The organism is Bowmanella yangjiangensis (genome assembly GCF_017255015.1).
Lineage (GTDB): Bacteria > Pseudomonadota > Gammaproteobacteria > Enterobacterales > Alteromonadaceae > Bowmanella > Bowmanella yangjiangensis.
The window spans coordinates 481,038-501,290 of record NZ_JAFKCS010000001.1 but is presented as its reverse complement, the minus strand read 5'-3'; the positions used below and the strand labels follow the sequence as shown (position 1 = coordinate 501,290).

Below are 20,253 nucleotides of genomic sequence, written 5' to 3'. Positions count from 1 at the left end.
ACACTGGATAAAACGAGTATGTAAGGTAGAGGCTAATGCCAAGAAAGCCGAGGGTATCCTTGCCAGGTGTACCCGAGCATATTATCCAGCGAGGCAACAATCGTCAGATCATTTTTGCCAGCAATGAAAGATAAAAGGGGTCAGATCCACATTAAAGGCTACACTGGATAAAACGAGTATGTAAGGTAGAGGCTAATGCCAAGAAAGCCGAGGGTATCCTTGCCAGGTGTACCCGAGCATATTATCCAGCGAGGCAACAATCGTCAGATCATTTTTGCCAGCAATGAAGATATGCAAGCCTATGTAACCTGGCTAGCAGACTATGCACAGCAGTTTGACGTGGCAGTGCATGCCTGGGTATTGATGACCAATCATGTGCATCTGCTGTGCACGCCTAAAAGTTCCGGTGCTATTTCGACTATGATGCAGTCGGTAGGTCGGCGATATGTTCAGTACTTCAACCGCCGTTATCAACGTTCAGGCACGCTGTGGGAAGGACGATTCAGGTCCTGTTTGGTGCAGGAAGAAAGCTATCTTTTGCAGGTCTACCGCTATATCGAACTCAATCCAGTCAGAGCCGGAATGGTAACAGACCCAGCGGATTACAGTTGGTCGAGTTACCAAAGCAATGGTTTGGGGAAGCAAACGAAACTGTTACTCCCTCACCCTTTATATCTGAGATTAGGTACAACGGACAAAGAGCGGCAACAGCATTACAGAGCGTTGTTCAAACATCAGGTGGAGGGAAAGCTCTTAGAAGATATTCGTAAGGCGGCGAATAAAGGGTTGGTTTTGGGTAATGAGCGATTTGTAGGCGAAGTTGAAGCACTTACGAGTAAACCGTTGCGGGAGGGTAAACGCGGGAGACGGATAGGGTGGCGAAAAGAGAACGCTCTGAACTAATTTGGATCTGACCCTTTTTATTCACCCTTTTTATTCTGCTGGTAATGCGCTATACCGGGCCCAAGGGCTACCCCGGCTCGGCAGAGGTAGCCAATATGCAGCCGCCCAAGGCTTTACTGGCCCGCGGTATCAGCTCGCTGCCCACTATGGGTGATGGCCGCCAAAGCGGCACATCAGGCTCTCCGTCTATTCTGAATGCCTCACCGGAAGCGGCCGATGGCGGCGGGTTGGCCCTGCTGAAAACCGGCGATCTGGTGCTAGTAGATTTAAACCAGGGCCGGGTTAATGTGCAAATCAGCAACGAAGAGCTGGCCGAACGTCGCGCCGCCCTCGACCTGCAAAGCCAATACCCGGCCAATCAAACCTGGTGGCAGGAAATCTACCGGGCTAAAGTCTCTAATCTCGATGAAGGCGCGGTATTTGTGGATATGCTCAAGTACAGCAAGCTGCGGGATAAGTTGCCACGCCACTCACATTAATCGAAGTCAGCTATTGTGCTGTTCACCGCCGGTGAACAGCATGGCTTTCGTACAAGCCAGCCCCTTTTAGATAGCAAGGAAACCAGGAAATCCTCATCCTAATCATGATGGGCAATTAGTAGTGATAACGACACGAAATGATCGTAATTGCATGATCATCAATAACGTAAACCAGTCGATTCGTATCATCTATACGTCGCGACCAAAAGCCAGCTAAGTTTTCCTTTAACGGCTCTGGCTTACCAATACCTTCAAAGGGTGAGCGCCTAACGTCGTTTATAAGCTTGTTTATTCTTTTAAGCGTCTTTTTATCCTGGGTTTGCCAATACAGATAATCGCGCCAGGATTCGTCAGTCCATGACAGTAAACGACTACTCATCAATCAAGTCTCTGCGGACTACCTTACCTGCTTTGAATTGTTCAATTGAGCGATTCAAGTGTTCAGCATTTGCCGGTGAACGCAGTAAGTGCACCGTTTCCATCAGACTGTTGTAGTAGTCTAGGGACATAACAACAGCATCTTCCGAATCACGGCGAGTAATCACAGCAGTATCGGCGTCATTAACCACCGAATCTAATAACGCTTTCAGGCTATTTCTTGCTTCGGTAAAAGACACAATTCTCATAGTTCCCCACATGTACAATTTACTGCACAAGTATAGCCCCAACCTCTAACATGTACAATAAGATGAACATATCACCTTTAACCGCTACCGCGATATTAAGCGGCTCTCAAGGGGTTACCCATTAATCCTGGCTGATGTTGCTCTGCTTACCAGAACTCGGTGTGATGAAGGATACCTTCGTCGAGCCGCATCCGATCTTCGTGATCAAAAATGCTGTTAGATACCCCCCACGATGAATGAAGGTAATGCACACAAAATCAATACCTTAAACTGTAGTAGCAGCTATTAACCCCTTCGTGTATCTATATTGCCCCCCAACTTCGTCAACAGGTATCTAGTAAAGCAAGGTGAGACATTTGCAAATATGCGGGTTATTAGTAATCTCTTGTTCCCGTAGCAAGAAGTTAGATCAATTCGTTCTGACCCTATTGATTCTCGTCATCTAAGCTCGCCTTATTAGCCATGTCGTATGGTTCCGTAAAATGCTGCCAAACATAGACCCAACGAAATGAGAGTAACTATAAGTGGCTTGATTTTGCCTTCAACCGTTTTTGCTTTTATAACATCCAGCAAACCTATCATGGTCAGCGCCAATGCAGCGAAGGGTTGAAACCATGAACCCCACCAGCGGTTGTTCCCTGGACCCAGCCAGATTAATGCCAGCATTAGCGCAAGGCTAAATGCCATCACCGTTAACACTGTAGGAATGTCGTTATAATCAGGCGCGTCGCCTGCAGATGATTGCTTCTTTTTGTTTGAGCCCATTTCTAAACCTCACAAATGGATTATTGGCAATTCTCAGAATTGAAAATTGTAAAGATGAACGGTACCAGCTCACACAAGAATTACCTATTCACAGGAATAAATACCTCTCTCATTTTTTGAAATATTGAGCTACCTGCCGATTCAAATGCTCTATCGGCGCGGGGCCCGAGCGAATGGGTTTGCTTTTTCATTGGAAAAGAGATGCTAAGCGGCCTAGGGTAACAGCACCCGAGCTTCCGCAAGGGTTGTCTAATTGGATCAATTCGTTCTGACCTTTTTTTATCCTTTATCAACCCTTTTTATCCAGTCATCTCAGTCTGGATTTATTCGCGCTTTTATCTGCTCGGCAATGCCAGGTATTAATACCTTCGATGTGCCATCAGCCTGAAGTTCTGCCTGAAAGTCCACCTTGCATTCATCGTTAATGGAGCAACGCACAAACTCTGGTGTCAGATTCTCAACCAATACACCAGGGCAATGGTAAAGTGATTCCATCTGAGTCCGGAAGATGATTTCTGTTTCATTGGGCGTAACTTGCTGAATAGAAAGTATCTCGACATCGGTATAGAACATAGGCTTATCCGTGCAGGCTGTCAGTAAAGAAAAACTAAAAAACAGTGCTATAGATTTAATCATTGCCCCACCTCTATACGACTGACGGTAAGCGCCTCCTCGCACCTCTTACGCGATGACATCAAGTCCTTTCTTTTCTGCGATAGATAACATTTTTAAGGCTGCACCTCTTGGAGAGCTATCACCCTGCTCCCACTTCTTAACTAACTTATCACTAACATTAAAATACTGAGCAAAAACCGGCTGAGATAGGTTGTATTTTAATCTCAGGTTTCTCACTTGTGCTGGTGTAAATTCATGAACACTCGTCAAACACAGTGCGTCAAACTTACGCATCGTAGTTTTATCAATGACCTCTGATTTCTGCAAACCTTTAGCAGGTTTATGGACTGATTTTAAAATGTCACTCATGATCATCACCTACTATTAATAACTCACCATCTTTAACAAGCTTATCAAGTTCATCCGTGTGCTTTGACTTGTTAAATTGATTTTTCTATAGCCCTTTTGAACACGCGCGCCCCTTTTGCGGTTAGCTCTCCATCATTTGTCAGATTGTGATCTTCCATGTAGTGCAAATCATGCTCATCGAATAGATTTTCAGACTTCATTCTTTTAAAACTGCTATTTAGCACTCTTGTCGGAGCCTCAAGGTATTTTGGAGGGATAATGCCTTCGATACGGCTAGCCAAATATCTAATAAAGCCTTCACTAACATCATCAATATTTCCTTCCATTCGGGTTATATTTCTCTGTAACCGCCCAAGTTCATTTTTTGACTTATCTAGCTCTTTACTACTTTTTTCTAGTCTTTTAAGCAACGCCTCTTTTTCTCCATCCGCAACTTTTGCTTTTTCCATCAAGTCTAGAATTATTTGATTTCTTTCTTTTTCCTGCTCTTTAATATGCTTTTCTTCCTTTTTCTCTTCTTCCTTGGCCTGCTTTACGTCAAACGGCATTTTGTCAAATTTTTCACGAAGTCCTGTATATCCTTCATCAATATGCTTTAGTTTTTCTCCGAACCCTGATTCTATTCGCCCAAGAATTTCTGACATCTCTTTGGTGAATTTGTAGGAGTTATCATAGAATCGATTGGATGTCTCAGTAGCTTTAAAGAAGAACGCAGCTGAAAGAGCGATAGCAAAAAACGCCAAAAGAACAGAAAGCAAATCAGTAAAACTGAAAGACTCAAGGCTTATCTTGATTTCTGAATTTACTAACTTCCATGTAATAACAACAAGCAGTGAAACGAGGATTACATCACGTATATTGCCTAAGGTAAGAAAGCCACCTCGCCACCACTTCTGAGTGGAGGTGTCTTTATCATTTGAATTACTCACGGATTCTCCTTTTCAATTTAACAATATTATTAGCCGGAAGAGTTCCGTGTTTAAACACGGAACTCTTCCGTACTTTTACATAGCCATTTTGTAGCATGCTTCTAACCCTTTGCCTAGCAAGCGCTTTTTAGTCTGCTCCAAAATAGTGACGGGGAAAGGCGGAACTATTCCGTACCATTGCTGTTATAAGGTATCGTCTCTGCATTCCTTGCATCAGCGATTAATAAAAGCAGGCTGTTTATTGGTAGATTAACCTCATTCTAAATCGACATATGATGCCCTTAAGCGGCCCAAGCCGCTTTGGTCCCGCTTAAAAATCCATATGGGCATGGCGTTTAAAAGGGCAATTAAGGCGGCTCTGCCGCCTAAAGTAGCGAATACGACTTCCCGGCGCAGCGGTGAGCTTGCCGCACTGGCGAAAAGGACGTTCTTCGCCAGAGGCCGAGAGCTTTGTCAGGGACGCTGCCTTCGGCCGGTGCGATCAGCAAGCTTGCTGTGGAGGCGGAATCAGAAGCCGTTCTGAGCGAAGGACCTTTGGGCCACTTTTGGGTCCTTCCATAAGTGGCTGGCGCGCTAAGGAAGGCGCGTCATAAAAAACAGGGAAGTTATTTAAAACTGAGCAGCTAGAGAAATGGCAAACGTTAGTCGTTTAATTCACTAAAACAACAGGCGCATTTCAAGGAGCATGGAAGCCGAAGCTTCCATGCAACCAATCCTAATCAGCCTCTGGCACCAAATACTCAACAATCACCACATCCAGCCATTCTCCATTTAGCTGGCCGTGGCGCTGATAAACCCCCACTTCCCGAAAACCGAGTTTGCGACATAAGGCGCGGCTGGCCTGATTAAAGGTGAAAATGCGCGATAGCACTTTGTAAAAGCCCCAGGCGTTAGCGGCTATCAACAGCTCAGTTAACAACTGACTGCCAATCCCCTGCCCCTGAGCTTCTTCAGCCAGATAAATCGAGAACTCGGCAATGCCTTTATAGCAATCCCGCGGCCGGTACTCAGACAAGCGGGCAAAGCCCAGTATCTGACCATACTGCTCGGCTACCAACACCGGATACAAGGTATCAGTCTTTAGCCAGTTGGAGATATCACGATTGGTTCTGGGCTCAGTTTCAAAGGTGCCAAGGCCAGAGGCAATGCCCTGATTGTAAATAGCGCAAATGGACGGAATATCATCCCGCCCGGCGTAACGAATCTGTACTTCCTTTGACATAAGCTTATCCAAACCAATGGCGGGTACGGTTGGCAAACCAGACCAGCGATAACATCACCGGCACTTCGACCAGCACTCCTACCACAGTGGCCAGTGCCGCACCGGAGTGCAGACCAAACAAGGAAATGGCCACGGCTACCGCCAGTTCAAAAAAGTTGGAGGTGCCAATCATACAGGCCGGAGCGGCAACATTGTGCGGCAGCTTCATCTGTTTGGCCGCGAAGTAGGCAATGGCAAAGATGCCGTAGGTCTGGATCAGCAAGGGTATGGCAATCATGCCAATCACCAGCGGCTTGTCCAAAATGGTTTCGGCCTGAAAACCAAACAGCAGCACTACAGTCGCCAGCAGGCTGATAATGGACCAGGGCTTAAGTTTGGCGACAAAGCCATTTAGGCGGCTGTGATCCGTTGCTTTGTCCAGTTTTTTTCGGGTGATCACCCCGGCAATCAGTGGCAGTACAACATACAACACTACTGACAGCAGCAGGGTTTGCCAGGGCACCTGAATATCGCTGATGCCAAGCAAAAACGCCGTGATTGGGGCAAAAGCGAAAATCATAATAATGTCGTTGATAGACACTTGTACTAGTGTGTAGTTGGGGTCGCCCTTAGTTAGCTGGCTCCACACAAACACCATGGCAGTGCAGGGTGCCACACCCAGCAGAATCATCCCGGCGATATATTCACCGGCGGTTTGCGGATCCACCCAGTCGGCAAACAGACCTTTAAAGAACAGCCAGCCCAGCAGTGCCATGGTAAACGGCTTAATCAGCCAGTTCACCACTAAGGTTAGCGCCAGTCCCTTGGGCTTTTTACCCACATCTTTGATGGCGGCAAAATCAATCTGGATCATCATCGGGTAGATCATCAGCCAAATCAGCACCGCCACCACCAGATTGACATGGGCATATTCCAGTGCCGCCACCTGGGCAAACAAGCCAGGTGCAACATTACCCAACAACACCCCGGCGGCAATACACAGCGCCACCCACAACGACAGATAACGTTCAAATAATCCCATCTTGGTCTACCTTATTGAGTTCATATATCACCACAGAGCCACAGAGAACACAGAGAACACAGAGGAAGAAGAGATAACGCCCTTCTCCAGACAGGTCTGAAATACAATCTGCGTCTCAGCGAGAAAGCCTTCTAAATCTGCCGTTGATTAACGCGCTGCATCAGTTGTTCGGCACTTTCCACCCGCTCGGAATAACGGTCCACCATATAAGCACTGTTATCCCGGGTCAGCAGAGTAAACTTCATCAGCTCTTCCATCACATCCACAATACGGTTGTAGTAGCTGGAAGGCTTCATGCGGTTATTGTCGTCAAACTCTAAAAAGGCTTTGGCCACCGATGACTGATTAGGAATAGTCAGCATCCGCATCCAGCGCCCTAATACCCGCAGTTGATTGACTACGTTAAAGGACTGCGAACCGCCCTCCACCTGCATCACCGCCAATGTTTTACCCTGCGTGGGCCTTACCGCCCCCATCGACAATGGGATCCAGTCAATCTGTGCTTTCATAATGCCGGTCATAGCACCATGGCGCTCCGGTGAGCACCAAACCTGCCCTTCTGACCAGATCACCAATTCGCGCAGCTCCTGTACTTTAGGATGGCTATCGTCGGCATCATCCGGCAGCGGCAAACCGCTGGGGTCAAAAATTCGCACCTCGCCGCCCATACGGGTCAGCAGGCGCGCGCACTCTTCAATCACCAAACGGCTGAAAGCGCGGGTTCTAAGCGAGCCGTACAGCAATAAAAAGCGCGGCTTATGGCTGGACAAGGGTGCTTGTAATTGCTGTGCATCCGGCACCTGAAACTGTGTTTCATCCAGATTAGGCAGGGACAGATCCTGTAGGCTCATTGACTTGCTCCCAGTTGTTGCAGGGCCTTGGCCCAGGTGGATTTATCTTGGCCAACCAGGTCTTTTAGCACCAATACCCGCGCTTTAATCAGGTCGATGCAGTGCCTGAAGGCCTCGGCAATTTGTTCATCGCTGCCGCTGAGTTTGGACGGGTCTTCCAGCCCCCAATGCAGTTTCAAGCTTTTACCAAACCACAGCGGGCAGCTTTCACCAGCCGCCGAATCACACACCGTAATCACCAAATCCGGGGCAAAATCCTCAAATTCATCCCAGGACTGGCTTTGCAACCCATCTGTGGCAATACCGGCCTCGGCCAGGTATTTAAGTGACAGGGGGTGTACCTGACCGGCTGGCTGACTGCCGGCACTTCTGGCCTCAATCAGACCATCTGCCAGATGATTAGTTATGGCTTCAGATAGAATGCTGCGACAGCGGTTATGGGTGCAAATATACAGAATCTTCATGTTATGACTCACAGGATGAACAGGCCGTCAGCTGTTGCTGGCAGTCGGCTAAAAATTCGCTGTTATGGCGGGCGGCGGTGGCAATAACCTCTTGCGCCCAGGCTGGCAATTCGGGATGCAAACGGTAATACACCCATTTGCCGCGGCGCTCATCGCTAAGCAGATTGCATTTGCGCAGATCCGCCAGATGCCGCGATACCTTAGGCTGACTAAGCTGCAATGCCGATTGCAGATCGCAAACGCACAGCTCCTTATGCAGGCTGATTAGCAGCAGGGATTTAAGCCGGGTATCCTCGGCCAGACATTTGAAAAAAATCAGGGGTGATAGCATAAGCCCTCCTTTCACATGCGAAATATCATATATATGAAATTTCACATGTCAATGAAGTTCTTGCTAACTAAGTTGCCTTTAGTTTTGCCCTTGTAAGCGCAGGCGATGAATATCCTGCTATGGCCACCATCTTTGATGCCTTTTCAGAACTGTATGGCGTTCAACAATATCAGGAACTGATTGATCTGGCATTGCAGAAAATGGGCGCCTTTACCGCCGCGGAAATGACCCCGCATTTGTTTGCTGCTCAAACGACAGCAACATCATCTTTAAACAACAAAACGGCCAGATAAATCAACGCCAATGGCGGTGCAAATGAAGCCAAAAATCCAAGCAAGGCAGCCAGTTTAGGATTCTCCGTTTTTGTGATGCCTAACTTGTAGCTGCATAGGGTCACAGTAACAACAAAAACAATAAACAGTAATGGCAATAGTAAAACAAACACAGCGCTCTCCTTAGGGTTAGGAACCAACCGAAAAACCGCTCAACAAAAGGTCGGGTTTTACACAAATTAGCCTGAGCTGAGGCTGAGATCAACAATAATTTATCGAATATCGATAAATTATTGTCGCTTATTGATAAATTAATCAAGTTAGGGCAAGCTTGCAGTCACCTATGTAAGCGGGAGAAAACAGCCTGATGACAAGGCAGCTCAGGATCAATCTGGATTTACTCTTAGTGCAACGAAAAATGAGCCTGTCTGAGCTAGCTCAGCGGGTAGATATTACCCTGGCTAACCTATCCAAGCTAAAGTGCGGTAGAGCCAAAGCCATTCGTTTTACCACGCTACTGGCAATTTGCGAGGCCCTTGATTGCAAGCCGGGAGACCTGTTGGATATCGAATAGCTTTATCTGATGACAATCAGACGGCAACTTTTAGCCTTGCCACACGGCAAAGACTAAGGCTGTAAAACCAAACACGGGACCTCGGCCTCGCCTAACTTAGCTGCTATATACAAAGTGCCGTCGCTGATACTGACCGAGCACACCATAGAGCGCTCAACCAGTTTGGCCAGAGACTGAATGGCCGGCCAGGGGAAACGCATTACGCTGATGGGCAAGCGCCTGAACTGCGCCTGCTCCTGCTGCCACCACACCTCAGATTTTTGATTAAAACTGTAGATTTTGACTTCGCCAGCCTGGCGTGACGCCTTTTTGATGCGCTCGAAGGCAGGTTCACCTACATCTATCCAGGTCAGCAATTGGTCATCCAGGCTGCGCTGCCAGATATCCGGCTCATTGGGGGTACTCAGTCCGGTGGTAAACACCAGACCTTCCCGGGCATTTAAACAATAGGCCATCACCCGCGCCATCATACGCTCGGTAGATTCTGACGGATGCTGCGCCACAGTCAGATGCAGGGTGTCGTAGTAATCCCGATCCAGATCTGACAAGGAAATAATAAACTTAAAAATGGTGGGCTTAAGCGCCAAAGGAATGCCTTGTTTATGCAATACCGCCTCAGAATAAGGCGATTTGCCCTAGCCTAGCAGATTGCAAGGGCAAGACACTAGCGACTTGAGCCTTCAGCAACGTCAGTGTTGCGTGGCGCTGACAGGCTCAGACAGCTGAATATGCTGGTTGCCGCGACCTTTTATCCAGCCTGGAAAATGGCCATTTAGTTGTACCTTATCGCTGTATTCCAACCGCAGTGAAACCGCATTACCGGCTATCTGGTTGCCTTTTAAAATCACATCACGGCTGCAACAGATATAAACCCCGGTTTTGCCTACCCCTTGGATGCGGTTGTTTTCAATCAGCAGGCCATTGTGTACCCCTGAGGCCATGGCACTGGACTCGGTGAGCACGGCTATGCCCGAAGCTTCCTTGTAGGTGCCATCACCGTAGCCATTGCCAACCAGGGTATTGTTGCGGATCACTACATCCTGGGTACCAATAGACTCCATCCAGCCGGTGGCCGTATCAATTAGAATGCCGGTACCGGTATTATCAACAAATTCATTGTTCTCAATCAGCGCGCCGCGGGATTGGAACAGAATTCCCCGGGCTCGAATGCGCTTTACCTGATTATTCTTAAACACTAACCGCGCCACTTTGCTGGCATTGGCCAACAGATCCGTGGGCAGCACAGCGCTGTCAATTGGCTGGGCAAAATGCAAATCGGCACTACCGTCGTTATTCAGCTCAATGCCATTGAGGATATTTCTGGCATAGGGTTTTAGGGTGTCGCCTCTGACCCACTCCATCTCATCACCGGGCTGCGGCCAGTCGGGTAACAGATCCTGGGTGTTCACCGACAAATAGGCCCTGACGCTATGAGTGGATACGCTTTTCTGTATGGACAGATAAAAGCCATGCACATTAGTGGCATCATCACCCATGCCCTCAAAGTAGCTGTCCTGAATACGGATTTCGCCCGTGCAACTAATAAAATGCGTGGCATCGGTATTGGTGGACATCAAGCGGCCGACTTTAGGCTTTACCTGCAAGTTTTGCATCACAATGTCAGCACACTGATGACCGATAATCCCCATACCCGGCGCGGCCAGAATTTGCACGTCTTCAAACCTTACCTGGCTAGTGCGCAGCAAATGAATGGCAGGACGATAGTTGCCTACATGGCGCAGAATCACCAGATTCCCCACAGGCACAGCCTTACTGCCACTGACTCTGACCAGTTGCGGTGCCAAAAGCTGCAGTGGAGCAGACAACCGCCAGTCATCCACCAGCCCCAGGCGATTGCGCTGCACATCAAAATCCATCAGCGCCCAGACAGGTTCGCCCCCTTGCAGCGGAAAGTCGTTGTCCACCTGCAGATCAAAACCATCGGCGCGACTGGCCACCACAGTGCCTACCGAGAACGCCGGCCTTTGCCAGTCGATACTTAGCCCCTGCACACGAACCTGCTGAGAATCGACAAACTCCATTGGCTGGACTAAACCGTGAAACACCAATCTGGCGTCTTCGCCGATGATCTCCACCCCACTGAGTCCAACAAAAGACATGGCTTTATGATAGGCAATGCCCGGCTTCCCCCATTTAGTGTCGTAGTGCAGTTCCCCACTCATTAAACGTGCGAAATCAGCCTGTGCGCCGGGCAGCCTGAAATGATATTCACCAGCAGGGAAACGCAAGGTGCCACCGCCCTGGCGATGCAGTTGTGTTATGGCAGCTTGCACTGCCTGGCTGACATCCGGTTTGCCAGGCACGGCTCCAAAATCCTGCACATTGATATCCTGCGCCTTAACCGAAGTATGAAGGCCGCCAGCGATCAGGCAAAGTAATAGAAAAAGTCTAACGAGTTTGAACTGCATGTTCTGCCTCCTCTCCCCCATTGAGCTGGGTGTTGGGTTGTTGCAGGCGCTTCACGCCCAGCAAGGCCAATAAAATCCCCGTCAGTGGCGTCAGCCAGTTAAAGAAAGCATACAGGGCATAATCAAAAGGGTTCACCAGCAGCACTGACTGCATATAGGCACCACAAGTATTCCAGGGGATCAGCGCCGAGGTGCATGTGCCGCCGTCTTCCACCGCGCGGGATAGATTCTCCGGCGCCAGATTGCGTTTTTCGTATTCGGGTTTAAACATCCGCCCTGGCATCACAATGGCAATATACTGGTCGGCGGCAATCAGGTTAGTACCAAAGGCGGTGCTGATGGTGGTGATAATCAGGCCGGCCACTGACTTGGCCATTTTGAGCAAGGACTGCACCACACGCTGCAATAGCCCCGTGGCTTCCATCACCGAGCCGAAGGTCATAGCCGAGATAATCAGCCAGATGGTATTTAGCATCGAGCCCATACCGCCGCCACTGAGCAGATCTTTTAGCAGCGGGTCAGGGGTTTCCAGATTTACCCCGGCATACATCGCCTTCCACACCACAGTGATAGTGCCGCCAACTTCGCCCAGACTGGGATCGGCCTGGGCCTGGATAAAGTCTTGCTGAAATAGCACCGCCATCAGAGCGCCAAACAAGGCGCCGATGCCAATGGCGGGAAAAGCGGGCAACTTGCGAAAGGCCAGAAACAAGGTAATCCCCAGCGGCAGCAATAAATACCAGGCTATATGAAACTGCATAGACAAACTGCCCAGCAAGGCGTCCAGTTCCACCGGCTGCGCACCGCGCCCTTCCTGCAGGCCCAGGATCAGAAATAACACCAGGGTCAGGGCAAAACTTGGCAGAGTGCTGTACAGCATAAAACGGATATGAGTGAACAGGTCGGTGCCTGCCACTGCGGGAGCGAGGTTGGTGGTGTCAGACAAGGGCGACAACTTGTCACCAAAATAGGCACCGCTGACAATGGCACCGGCGCAAATCACTTCCGACAGACCCAAGCCACTGGCGACCCCCATTAGTGCGACACCTATGGTGGCTGCCACTGTCCAGCTGCTGCCGATGCTCAGCGCCACAATGGCACAAATAATACAGCTGCTCAGATAGAAATAGTCTGGGTTTAATAGCTTCAGGCCATAGTAAATCATGGTCGGCACGGTGCCGGATAGCAGCCAACTGCCAATGAGTGAACCCACCGCCAGCAGGATCAGAATCGCCCCCAGCGTCAGGCTGATGCCCTTCACTATGGCCTGTTCAATCTGCTCACGACGATAACCGTTATAGCGGCCAATCACGGTAGCCACCCCAGCACACAACAACAGGGCTATCTGATTGGGGCCAGAGGAGGAGTCATCACCAAAGTAATACACCGCCAGAAACAGCAGAAGCAAAAGCGCGGCAATAGGAATAAGGGCTTGCAGCAAACTGGGCTGACGAGGTTGGGACATAAGCGACATCTCCGTTGAGTCAACCTCCATTTATATTACAAGCCATTAACAATGACAACATTTATAATATAAATAACATTATTAGTATTGAATGGTGAAATTCTGCACAGCACGCAAAGGCATCAGCTCCGGCACAACGTCAGGGTTTTTCACAATGGTAAGCAGATAAAAAAATCCCGGGCATAGCCCGGGATTGACAGTAAAGGAGGTGCGTACACCTCCAGACAGGCACAGGAAACTTAGAACTTGGCGCGAACACCCAGTGCATAACGAGGGCCGGTTTCAATCACCTGCAAGGTTTGATTTGCGTACTCGGCGCTCTTCACGGTCAGTTCATTGGTCAGGTTAATCCCTTCAAAGAAAACAGTGAAATTCTCGTTGATGTCATAGCTGCCGCTGATATCCAGCTGCGCGAAGTCATCCACATAGTGACCATCACGCTGTCTGCTACCCGAAGTAACAGGCTTGGTTTGCAGGAAACGTGAACGGTTGTTGTAGGCCAGACGCAACTGGAAGCCGTCTTTCTCGTAGAACAGGATCAGGTTTTGCGAGTCACCCAAACCAATCAGCGGCAGACTGTCTTCGGTAGACTTGCTGTCCACTTTGGTCAGGTTGAAGATCACACCCAATCCATCAAACGGCTCAGGTAGGGTGGTAAACATATGCTGTACAGCAAACTCGTAACCATCCACCTTAGTGCTGTTTTCATTCACTGGACGAGAAATCTCGTACTTGTAGCTACCACTTGGCAGATTCAGGGTCTCTGGCAACACGCTGGTGCCCAGATAACCGTCAATGTCCTTACTGAAGTAAGCCAGCGCAGCATAGCTTCCTTCCTCGTAATACCATTCCAGCGACAAATCGACGTTTTCTGAGGTGTAAGGCGCCAGCAGCGGGTTGCTACCGGAGCCACTTAAACCATCGATTTGACCGTCACCATAGCTGGTCAGCGGGCTCATCTCGTTCAGTTCAGGGCGAGTCATGGAGCGTGAAATCGCACCGCGGCCTACCAGAGTGTCGGTAAAGTTGATATTGGCATTCAGGCTGGGTAGCCAGTCCTGATAGCTGTTGGTGATCTCCACTGGAACATAGTCGTCGGAGTACACAGCAAAGACCTTGTTAGGCTCATTCTGTGAAGGTAACAGATCTAGCAGGGCAATCTGTTTGCCGCTGGAGGTGCTTTGGGTATCCACATAACGCATACCGGCCACCAGGCTCCAGGGCATATCGCCTACTTCGCCTTCCAGTTTGAAGTCGGCATACAGCGCCAGCACTTCTTCATTGACTTCATAAGCGGACTGGTCTGGCACTATGCCAAAACCGTTGCGGCTGAATACCGCTTTAGCCGCTTCGGGATCATCGAGCAGCGCAATCACTTCGTCGCGGCTCAGATAGGCCATGATCTCGTCGGTGTTAAAGGTAGGCCACTGGTTTACCGGGGTACCTGAGGCACCAGACAGGAAGCCGTCGGCATCAAACAAGTTGAACAACGAGTCAGGCAGCGGGATACGCACACTATTGTCTGCATAGATCCAGGACAGTGGGCCTTCGGTTTCACCATAGACCTTATTCAAAGTGCGGTCTGAATAATGGGCACCGAAACGCACTTCCACCAGCGGACCGGCTTCCAGATACAAACGGTTATCCAGCTTAGTACCGAAAACTTCGTCTTCCAGCTTGGTGCCTTGCAGCGAGGTCCAGCCAGCGGTCAGGGTATCGCCGGCTTGTAGCTGATCGAAGGTCATGGTGGGTACTTGCTGGCCCTGCTGGCGGTCATAAGAGAAGGTGCCTGGGCGCCCTACTACCACATCAGACCAACCTTTACCCGGATCGGATTCGGCCTTGGAGGCACTGATATCCAGCTCCATACGCCAGTTGTCTGTGGCTTGCCATTCAGCATTAAAGCCGTAGGCATCCAGGCTACTGGAGGCATCAGACTGACGAGCCATAGACTCGACGTACACGTCAACGAAATCGGCATAAATCAAAGTATTGTTTTCGTCCAGCACCGGATTACGCACGTTGCCAGGGGTAAACCAGGAAGGATAGATATCCTGTCTGCCCTTCACATCATAGGTAGAGTGCATGTAATCCAACGTCATGGTCAGATCATCGGTAGGCGCATACTGGGCCACGAAGGTACCGCTTAAACGCTCTCTGTCTTCGCTTTGTACTATCTGATCATAGTTACGCGGGAAGTAGATTTCGCCGTAGTTCTGGCCGTCCAGATCGTCGGTTACTTTGAAGTAGTAAGCGGTGTTGGCTTCTTCATAACGGCTCTCGCGCTGATAGCTGGCTAATGACACCAGCACACCAAATTTGTCGTCGTTAAAGGTATTGCTAATGACGCCAGACAGCTGCGGCTTGGTTTTACCAGTCATGTCATCGTACAGGGCCTTAGCACTGGCAACGGCCTGAAAACCTTTGTTGTCAAAGGGACGCATGGTGGTGATATTAATAGTTGCGCCGATAGCCCCTTCCTGCAGTTCGCCTGATTGGGTTTTGTATACTTCGGCGCCGTTGATAAGCTCGGTGGGCAGAATATCAAAACTGAAGGCACGGCCACCTGGCGTACCTTCCCAGCTCATGGAAGAAGGGTCGCCCACAGTCGCCAGCACACGGCCGTTCAAGAGTACGGCGTTAAATTCAGGCCCCATACCACGAACGGTAACCAGTTGGCCCTCGCCGCCTTCGCGGTCAATAGATACGCCGGTAATACGCTGCAATGATTCGGCAACGTTCTGGTCGGGAAACTTACCAATGTCCTCGGCTGAAATCGCGTCTACCACGTTGGCGCTTTCGCGCTTAATGTCCATGGAACGAATCAGACTTCCCTTAATCCCTTTGACATTAATGACTTCAACCTGTGCATCCTCACCTTGCAGGGCCTGGTCTTGCGCCATGGCAGGTAATGCCAGGCCCAGATTACAGGCCACCAACATGGGCAAGTACGCGAGTTTAGGTTTTCCAGCTAGCATGCTTATACCTCGTGCTTTAAATGAGTCCAAGTTTGTTGTTGTTCAGTTTCATGTGGAAGAAGGACATCGATGCTACGTCAGTAACAATACCATCACATTAAAACTATTTATAATATAAATAACTCAATTTCATTTTACAAACAATTAACAGAAGAAATTTCATGCAAATTCATTTGAGCGAGACACCCTTTGCCGTGAAAGCCCATGCACAAAGGCGATACAAGCCATCGACAAACAGGATGAATTTTCATATTGCATTATTTATAGTATAAAAAGAAATATCAAGAATAAGTCCAGCTACCCTTCCTCTCTCGATAGCTAGAAGTGGGGTGGCAGATGGCGAGGAATCATATGTTCAGGACTACGTTATTGAAGCGCAGCGGTTTAGGCTTATTGCTGACCACCAGTCTGCTATCTGGCTGCAGTCTGCACCAACAAGGTTTAGATACCTTATCTGCACCACAACTGACCAAACTGGATCGCCAGGGCAGTCCAGATGCCATGCGTATGCTGGATCAATTTGGCAACCAGCGCTTTAACCCCTTATTTGATCTGGGCGCCTGGCATGGCTTCCTGCAGCCCAGCAAAGTATCTGAGTATGGCACCTTCAATGGGCCAATGATTATCGCCGAGGAATACGGCCTCTATCTGGCCAGCCAGCTCGAGAAGCTGCAAATTGTCGATACCACCAGCGGCAAAGCATATCGTTACGAAGACGCCATAGTCCGCCTGGATGAGCAGGATGGGCACCTCCAGCAGCACTACCAATGGTCGGATCTGACCCTGATTCTGACTCTGGACTTCGTGACGCCACGCACAGCTTTGGTCAGCACCCAGTTGGTTAACAAACAAGACAAGCCAAGAAACCTTCAGCTTCACTGGCAAGGACAACTGCTGACAGACTGGCAAAAGGACCAAGCTGTCAGCGACCAGTACCCCTCCTGGCAACGCCGTCTTTCTGTCAACCCGAAGGAGGTAAATATTGCCTTGGGCGCGCAGCGCAGCACCTGGAATATGATGCTGTCCGGCGCAAGCCGTTATCAAATTCGTCGCTCTGTTAATGCCCAAAGTCAGGTGCACGGCGAGCTGGCCTATCAAGCTGAAACCAGCCTTTCCCTGGCTGGCAACCAACAGCAAACTTTGTATACCAGCCATAGCTATGTGCATGATGAACAGGAATGGCAAACAGAAGAGGTGCGTCTGAATCAGGTGTTTGATGCGCCGCAGCAAGCAATTAAACAAAGCCGTGAACGTTGGCAGGCTTACCGTAACTTAGGGTTACGTACCGATTCACTACTACCGGCCAGCCTGGCCGAGAAAGCCATGCAAACCTTATTGGGCAACTGGCGTGGCCATGCCGGTGCGCTAAAACATGATGTAGTTACCCCCTCGGTCACCGCCCGCTGGTTTAATGGTGCCTGGGCCTGGGATAGCTGGAAACATGCCGCAGCCATGGCACACTTTGCCCCACAGGTGGCTAAAGACAACATTCTGGCCATGTTCGACTATCAGGTGCAAAGCACGGATAGCCTTCGTCCCCATGATGCAGGCATGGTCATTGATGCGATTTTTTACAACAAAGACGGCCAGCGTGGTGGTGACGGCGGTAACTGGAATGAGCGCAATACCAAACCGCCGCTGGCGAGTTGGGCAGTGTGGGAGCTATACCAAGCCACCGCTGACAAGACGCTGATTGAACAGCTCTACCCCAAACTGGTGGCGTACCATCAGTGGTGGTACAAAAATCGTGACCATAATCAGAATGGCCTGGCCGAATACGGTGCCACAGCCCACCCTTTACATAACGACAGTCAGGGCAATATACGCTTCGACATCAAACCGCAAGCTGACTCCACACTTGCAAAAGGTATCCATGCAACTTGTCAGGGCAAAGCGGACGGCTGGTACCAATGCGCGGGGGCCGACCTGTACGAACAGGTGCTGACATCCGGTCAGTATCTGGAGCTTGATATCGGTGCTCAGCACGGTGCCGGATGGGAGTCTGGTATGGATAATGCCGCACGTTTTGGCTTTATCAACCAGGAACAACTGCAAGCGTATGCCCAGACGCATTATCAGGGCGATATCAAGCAGGCCAGGCAAGACTGGCAAGTGCGTTTTTTTGAAAACCACAGTGCAGATGGACAACTGCTGGGCTTTTCCATCGATCAGGAGTCCGTTGAACTAAACGCTTATCTGGCGATGGAAAAAGACTTACTGGCCAAGATGGCCTCCTTACTTGGACTGACAGCGCAAGCCGGGCAATGGCAGCAGCAAAGCCAGCAACTGGCTCAGAAGGTCAATCAGTGCTTCTTCGATACGCAAAGTGGCTTTTACTACGACAGGCAAATTGGCCTGACCGAGCAGGATGACTCAGGTTGTGGCGGCAAACTGCTGACCGCCAGAGGCCGAGGACCAGAAGGCTGGTCACCGCTATGGGCTGGCATTGCCGACCAGCGGCGGGCCGACCAGGTTGCCAAGGTGATGCTATCCACGAGCGAATTTAACAGCCATATTCCACTTGGCACAGCCGCCCTCAGCAACCCGGCTTATCATCCGGATATTTACTGGCGCGGCCGGGTGTGGCTGGATCAATGGTATTTCGGTGTGATGGCACTGGACAAATACGGCTATCACAACCAAGCCCGTGAGCTGGCGCTGCGGTTAATCAACAACGCCGACGGACTGCTTGAAGAGGGTGCCATCCGTGAAAACTACCACCCCCTGAGCGGGGCGGTGCAAGGCGCGAGCAATTTCAGTTGGAGCGCCGCGCACTTGTACCTGATGTACCGGCAGTTAGCCAAACAAGACTAGCCAGGGGTTAACCTTGCCCTGCGGTTTGCAGGGCCAGCTCCAGGTTATCCTGTCCCCAGAACGGCTCCTGCCCCACCATAAAGAATGGTGCGCCAAATATGCCCTGGCGCACCGCTTGCTGATTCACCACTTGCAACTTGGCCTTGCTTTCCGGGCTTTGCGCCTGTGCGATGATCGCTTCGGCATCCAATCCCAAGCCACTCAGGATCTGACTGACTACCTCGGGATCGGCAATATTCTTGTCCTGCACAAAATTGCTTTGAAATACTGCAGTAACAAAACCGCTGAGCCACTGTGCGTCTTCATACCAACAGGCAATGCGAGCGGCAAGAACGCTATTTTGCGGAAAACGGGATGGTTTAAAGTAAGGCAATGCATGACGCGCACACAGCCGCTCTATGTCACGCCACATATAGTTGCCTTTGGCAGTAAATAAATTAAACGGCGAGTCCTGCCAGCCCTGAGCTTTAAAAATCGGGCCAAGCAAAAATGCGTGCCAACGGACGGTGATATTGTGCTCTGCGGCGAGCGCTTCAATGCGCATCACAGCGGGATAGCTATAGGTACTGGCAAAATCAAACCAGAAATCCACAGGGGTCATTCCATTTACCTTTTCGGGCTGTCTGTCCCCAAAATATGGTCTGCCCTGGCAACCATGTAAAGGCAGTTATTAATACCGATGGATGGACCCGGATACTCGACATATGCAAAGCCCAGCGCCTCATAGCATCGGCGCGCTGTGGTATTGTCTGCCAGAACAAACAAAGACACTTCGCCGACCTGCAAAGCGCGGCTCCCCAACCTGACCAATTCCCGCACTAACAGCTTAGCCAGCCCTCTGCCACGATAGGCAGGGCTAATGACTAACCGCCCCAGGTGACAACGCCCTTCACGTAAATAGTACTGGCCAAACCCCTGTAAATCGCCATTCGCTGCGACCAAAGCCCAACTGGGCAGTTCCGCCAACCGTACATCCCGGCTGAAAAGCGCCAAATCAAAAGGAAAGGTCATACCCGGCCCACCCCAGGTCATCAGGCTGACCTGGCTGTCAAACCAGGCCATCATAGTGGTCAAATGCGCTTGTGTAGCAGGAACTAATGGCATGCTGCTTATCCTTTTTGGTGGTCATCAGCGCATACTCACACA

22 protein-coding genes are annotated in these 20,253 nt (G+C 50.0%); 4 read left to right on the top strand and 18 right to left on the bottom strand.

Translation table 11 applies throughout. From position 1 onward, the window contains the following. Nucleotides 1-195: 195 nt before the first annotated feature. Together J0A65_RS02240 and J0A65_RS02235 are read left to right on the top strand one after the other, a co-directional pair. The gene (locus J0A65_RS02240) at nt 196-903 is read left to right on the top strand and encodes an REP-associated tyrosine transposase (RefSeq protein WP_206592477.1); all 708 of its coding nucleotides are present in this window, start codon (nt 196-198) and stop codon (nt 901-903) included. 44 nt (nt 904-947) lie between these two features. Next, on the top strand, nt 948-1,382 hold the full coding sequence (locus tag J0A65_RS02235) for an IlvD/Edd family dehydratase (protein WP_206592476.1): 435 nt from the start codon (nt 948-950) through the stop codon (nt 1,380-1,382). Between the two features lie 115 nt (nt 1,383-1,497). Here J0A65_RS02235 and J0A65_RS02230 read toward each other — a convergent pair whose 3' ends face one another. The 12 genes from J0A65_RS02230 to J0A65_RS02175 all read right to left on the bottom strand — a co-directional run bounded on the left by J0A65_RS02230 (nt 1,498) and on the right by J0A65_RS02175 (nt 9,020). Next, nucleotides 1,498-1,761 carry a Txe/YoeB family addiction module toxin gene (locus J0A65_RS02230; protein WP_206592475.1) on the bottom strand — a complete coding sequence of 88 codons (264 nt, stop codon included), beginning with the start codon at nt 1,759-1,761 and terminating at the stop codon, nt 1,498-1,500. Continuing rightward, nucleotides 1,754-2,008, bottom strand: a complete 255-nt coding sequence (locus tag J0A65_RS02225) for a type II toxin-antitoxin system Phd/YefM family antitoxin (RefSeq protein ID WP_206592474.1) — start codon at nt 2,006-2,008, stop codon at nt 1,754-1,756. Before J0A65_RS02225 ends, J0A65_RS02230 begins: the two co-directional genes overlap by 8 nt. Nucleotides 2,009-2,464: 456 nt before the next feature. Next, a complete protein-coding gene (locus tag J0A65_RS02220) occupies nt 2,465-2,773 on the bottom strand; it encodes a hypothetical protein (protein ID WP_206592473.1) in 309 nt (102 codons plus the stop codon). Between the two features lie 312 nt (nt 2,774-3,085). Continuing rightward, a complete protein-coding gene (locus tag J0A65_RS02215; protein WP_206592472.1) occupies nt 3,086-3,409 on the bottom strand; it encodes a hypothetical protein in 324 nt (107 codons plus the stop codon). 45 nt (nt 3,410-3,454) lie between these two features. Then, entirely contained in the window at nt 3,455-3,757 is a 303-nt protein-coding gene (locus tag J0A65_RS02210; protein WP_206592471.1) for a helix-turn-helix domain-containing protein, read from the bottom strand. A gap of 71 nt (nt 3,758-3,828) precedes the next feature. Further along, a complete protein-coding gene (locus J0A65_RS02205) occupies nt 3,829-4,686 on the bottom strand; it encodes a hypothetical protein (protein WP_206592470.1) in 858 nt (285 codons plus the stop codon). A gap of 715 nt (nt 4,687-5,401) precedes the next feature. Next, entirely contained in the window at nt 5,402-5,908 is a 507-nt protein-coding gene (locus J0A65_RS02200) for an arsinothricin resistance N-acetyltransferase ArsN1 family A (protein WP_206592469.1), read from the bottom strand. A gap of 4 nt (nt 5,909-5,912) precedes the next feature. Next, on the bottom strand, nt 5,913-6,929 hold the full coding sequence (gene arsB / locus J0A65_RS02195) for an ACR3 family arsenite efflux transporter (RefSeq protein ID WP_206592468.1): 1,017 nt from the start codon (nt 6,927-6,929) through the stop codon (nt 5,913-5,915). Between the two features lie 131 nt (nt 6,930-7,060). Then, a complete protein-coding gene (gene arsH / locus J0A65_RS02190; protein ID WP_206592467.1) occupies nt 7,061-7,780 on the bottom strand; it encodes an arsenical resistance protein ArsH in 720 nt (239 codons plus the stop codon). After that, nucleotides 7,777-8,244, bottom strand: coding sequence for an arsenate reductase ArsC (locus J0A65_RS02185; protein ID WP_206592466.1), 468 nt, complete (start codon nt 8,242-8,244; stop codon nt 7,777-7,779). The genes arsH and J0A65_RS02185 overlap by 4 nt, the downstream gene beginning before the upstream one ends. Before the next feature lies 1 nt (nt 8,245). Then, on the bottom strand, nt 8,246-8,575 hold the full coding sequence (locus J0A65_RS02180; RefSeq protein WP_206592465.1) for a metalloregulator ArsR/SmtB family transcription factor: 330 nt from the start codon (nt 8,573-8,575) through the stop codon (nt 8,246-8,248). Nucleotides 8,576-8,822: 247 nt separating this feature from the next. Further along, nucleotides 8,823-9,020 carry a hypothetical protein gene (locus J0A65_RS02175; RefSeq protein ID WP_206592464.1) on the bottom strand — a complete coding sequence of 66 codons (198 nt, stop codon included), beginning with the start codon at nt 9,018-9,020 and terminating at the stop codon, nt 8,823-8,825. A 194-nt stretch (nt 9,021-9,214) separates the two neighbouring features. Here J0A65_RS02175 and J0A65_RS02170 point away from each other — a divergent pair, with 194 nt between their 5' ends. Continuing rightward, nucleotides 9,215-9,421, top strand: a complete 207-nt coding sequence (locus J0A65_RS02170; protein ID WP_206592463.1) for a helix-turn-helix domain-containing protein — start codon at nt 9,215-9,217, stop codon at nt 9,419-9,421. 53 nt (nt 9,422-9,474) lie between these two features. Here the strand turns inward: J0A65_RS02170 and J0A65_RS02165 are convergent, their stop codons facing one another. The 4 genes from J0A65_RS02165 to J0A65_RS02150 form a co-directional block, all read right to left on the bottom strand. Then, nucleotides 9,475-10,008 carry a YaeQ family protein gene (locus J0A65_RS02165; protein WP_206592535.1) on the bottom strand — a complete coding sequence of 178 codons (534 nt, stop codon included), beginning with the start codon at nt 10,006-10,008 and terminating at the stop codon, nt 9,475-9,477. A gap of 102 nt (nt 10,009-10,110) precedes the next feature. Beyond that, nucleotides 10,111-11,850, bottom strand: coding sequence for a right-handed parallel beta-helix repeat-containing protein (locus J0A65_RS02160; protein ID WP_206592462.1), 1,740 nt, complete (start codon nt 11,848-11,850; stop codon nt 10,111-10,113). Beyond that, entirely contained in the window at nt 11,831-13,315 is a 1,485-nt protein-coding gene (gene nhaC / locus J0A65_RS02155; RefSeq protein ID WP_206592461.1) for a Na+/H+ antiporter NhaC, read from the bottom strand. The genes J0A65_RS02160 and nhaC overlap by 20 nt, the downstream gene beginning before the upstream one ends. A gap of 239 nt (nt 13,316-13,554) precedes the next feature. Then, nucleotides 13,555-16,293 carry a TonB-dependent receptor gene (locus tag J0A65_RS02150; protein ID WP_206592460.1) on the bottom strand — a complete coding sequence of 913 codons (2,739 nt, stop codon included), beginning with the start codon at nt 16,291-16,293 and terminating at the stop codon, nt 13,555-13,557. 351 nt (nt 16,294-16,644) lie between these two features. Between J0A65_RS02150 and ygjK the strand changes: the two genes are divergently transcribed. Then, on the top strand, nt 16,645-19,107 hold the full coding sequence (gene ygjK / locus J0A65_RS02145) for an alpha-glucosidase (RefSeq protein WP_206592459.1): 2,463 nt from the start codon (nt 16,645-16,647) through the stop codon (nt 19,105-19,107). A gap of 7 nt (nt 19,108-19,114) precedes the next feature. Here ygjK and J0A65_RS02140 read toward each other — a convergent pair whose 3' ends face one another. Continuing rightward, nucleotides 19,115-19,708, bottom strand: a complete 594-nt coding sequence (locus J0A65_RS02140; RefSeq protein WP_206592458.1) for a 2-hydroxychromene-2-carboxylate isomerase — start codon at nt 19,706-19,708, stop codon at nt 19,115-19,117. 5 nt (nt 19,709-19,713) lie between these two features. Then, entirely contained in the window at nt 19,714-20,211 is a 498-nt protein-coding gene (locus J0A65_RS02135) for a GNAT family N-acetyltransferase (protein WP_206592457.1), read from the bottom strand. Between the last annotated feature and the right edge of the window lie 42 nt (nt 20,212-20,253).

Coding starts and splice junctions, on each gene's coding strand:
- J0A65_RS02240 (WP_206592477.1), top strand. CDS start 196: ATGCCAAGAAAGCCGAGGGTATCCTTGCCAGGTGTACCCGAGCATATT.
- J0A65_RS02235 (WP_206592476.1), top strand. CDS start 948: ATGCGCTATACCGGGCCCAAGGGCTACCCCGGCTCGGCAGAGGTAGCC.
- J0A65_RS02230 (WP_206592475.1), bottom strand. CDS start 1,761: ATGAGTAGTCGTTTACTGTCATGGACTGACGAATCCTGGCGCGATTAT.
- J0A65_RS02225 (WP_206592474.1), bottom strand. CDS start 2,008: ATGAGAATTGTGTCTTTTACCGAAGCAAGAAATAGCCTGAAAGCGTTA.
- J0A65_RS02220 (WP_206592473.1), bottom strand. CDS start 2,773: ATGGGCTCAAACAAAAAGAAGCAATCATCTGCAGGCGACGCGCCTGAT.
- J0A65_RS02215 (WP_206592472.1), bottom strand. CDS start 3,409: ATGATTAAATCTATAGCACTGTTTTTTAGTTTTTCTTTACTGACAGCC.
- J0A65_RS02210 (WP_206592471.1), bottom strand. CDS start 3,757: ATGAGTGACATTTTAAAATCAGTCCATAAACCTGCTAAAGGTTTGCAG.
- J0A65_RS02200 (WP_206592469.1), bottom strand. CDS start 5,908: ATGTCAAAGGAAGTACAGATTCGTTACGCCGGGCGGGATGATATTCCG.
- arsB (WP_206592468.1), bottom strand. CDS start 6,929: ATGGGATTATTTGAACGTTATCTGTCGTTGTGGGTGGCGCTGTGTATT.
- arsH (WP_206592467.1), bottom strand. CDS start 7,780: ATGAGCCTACAGGATCTGTCCCTGCCTAATCTGGATGAAACACAGTTT.
- J0A65_RS02185 (WP_206592466.1), bottom strand. CDS start 8,244: ATGAAGATTCTGTATATTTGCACCCATAACCGCTGTCGCAGCATTCTA.
- J0A65_RS02180 (WP_206592465.1), bottom strand. CDS start 8,575: ATGCTATCACCCCTGATTTTTTTCAAATGTCTGGCCGAGGATACCCGG.
- J0A65_RS02170 (WP_206592463.1), top strand. CDS start 9,215: ATGACAAGGCAGCTCAGGATCAATCTGGATTTACTCTTAGTGCAACGA.
- J0A65_RS02160 (WP_206592462.1), bottom strand. CDS start 11,850: ATGCAGTTCAAACTCGTTAGACTTTTTCTATTACTTTGCCTGATCGCT.
- nhaC (WP_206592461.1), bottom strand. CDS start 13,315: ATGTCCCAACCTCGTCAGCCCAGTTTGCTGCAAGCCCTTATTCCTATT.
- J0A65_RS02150 (WP_206592460.1), bottom strand. CDS start 16,293: ATGCTAGCTGGAAAACCTAAACTCGCGTACTTGCCCATGTTGGTGGCC.
- ygjK (WP_206592459.1), top strand. CDS start 16,645: ATGTTCAGGACTACGTTATTGAAGCGCAGCGGTTTAGGCTTATTGCTG.
- J0A65_RS02140 (WP_206592458.1), bottom strand. CDS start 19,708: ATGACCCCTGTGGATTTCTGGTTTGATTTTGCCAGTACCTATAGCTAT.
- J0A65_RS02135 (WP_206592457.1), bottom strand. CDS start 20,211: ATGCCATTAGTTCCTGCTACACAAGCGCATTTGACCACTATGATGGCC.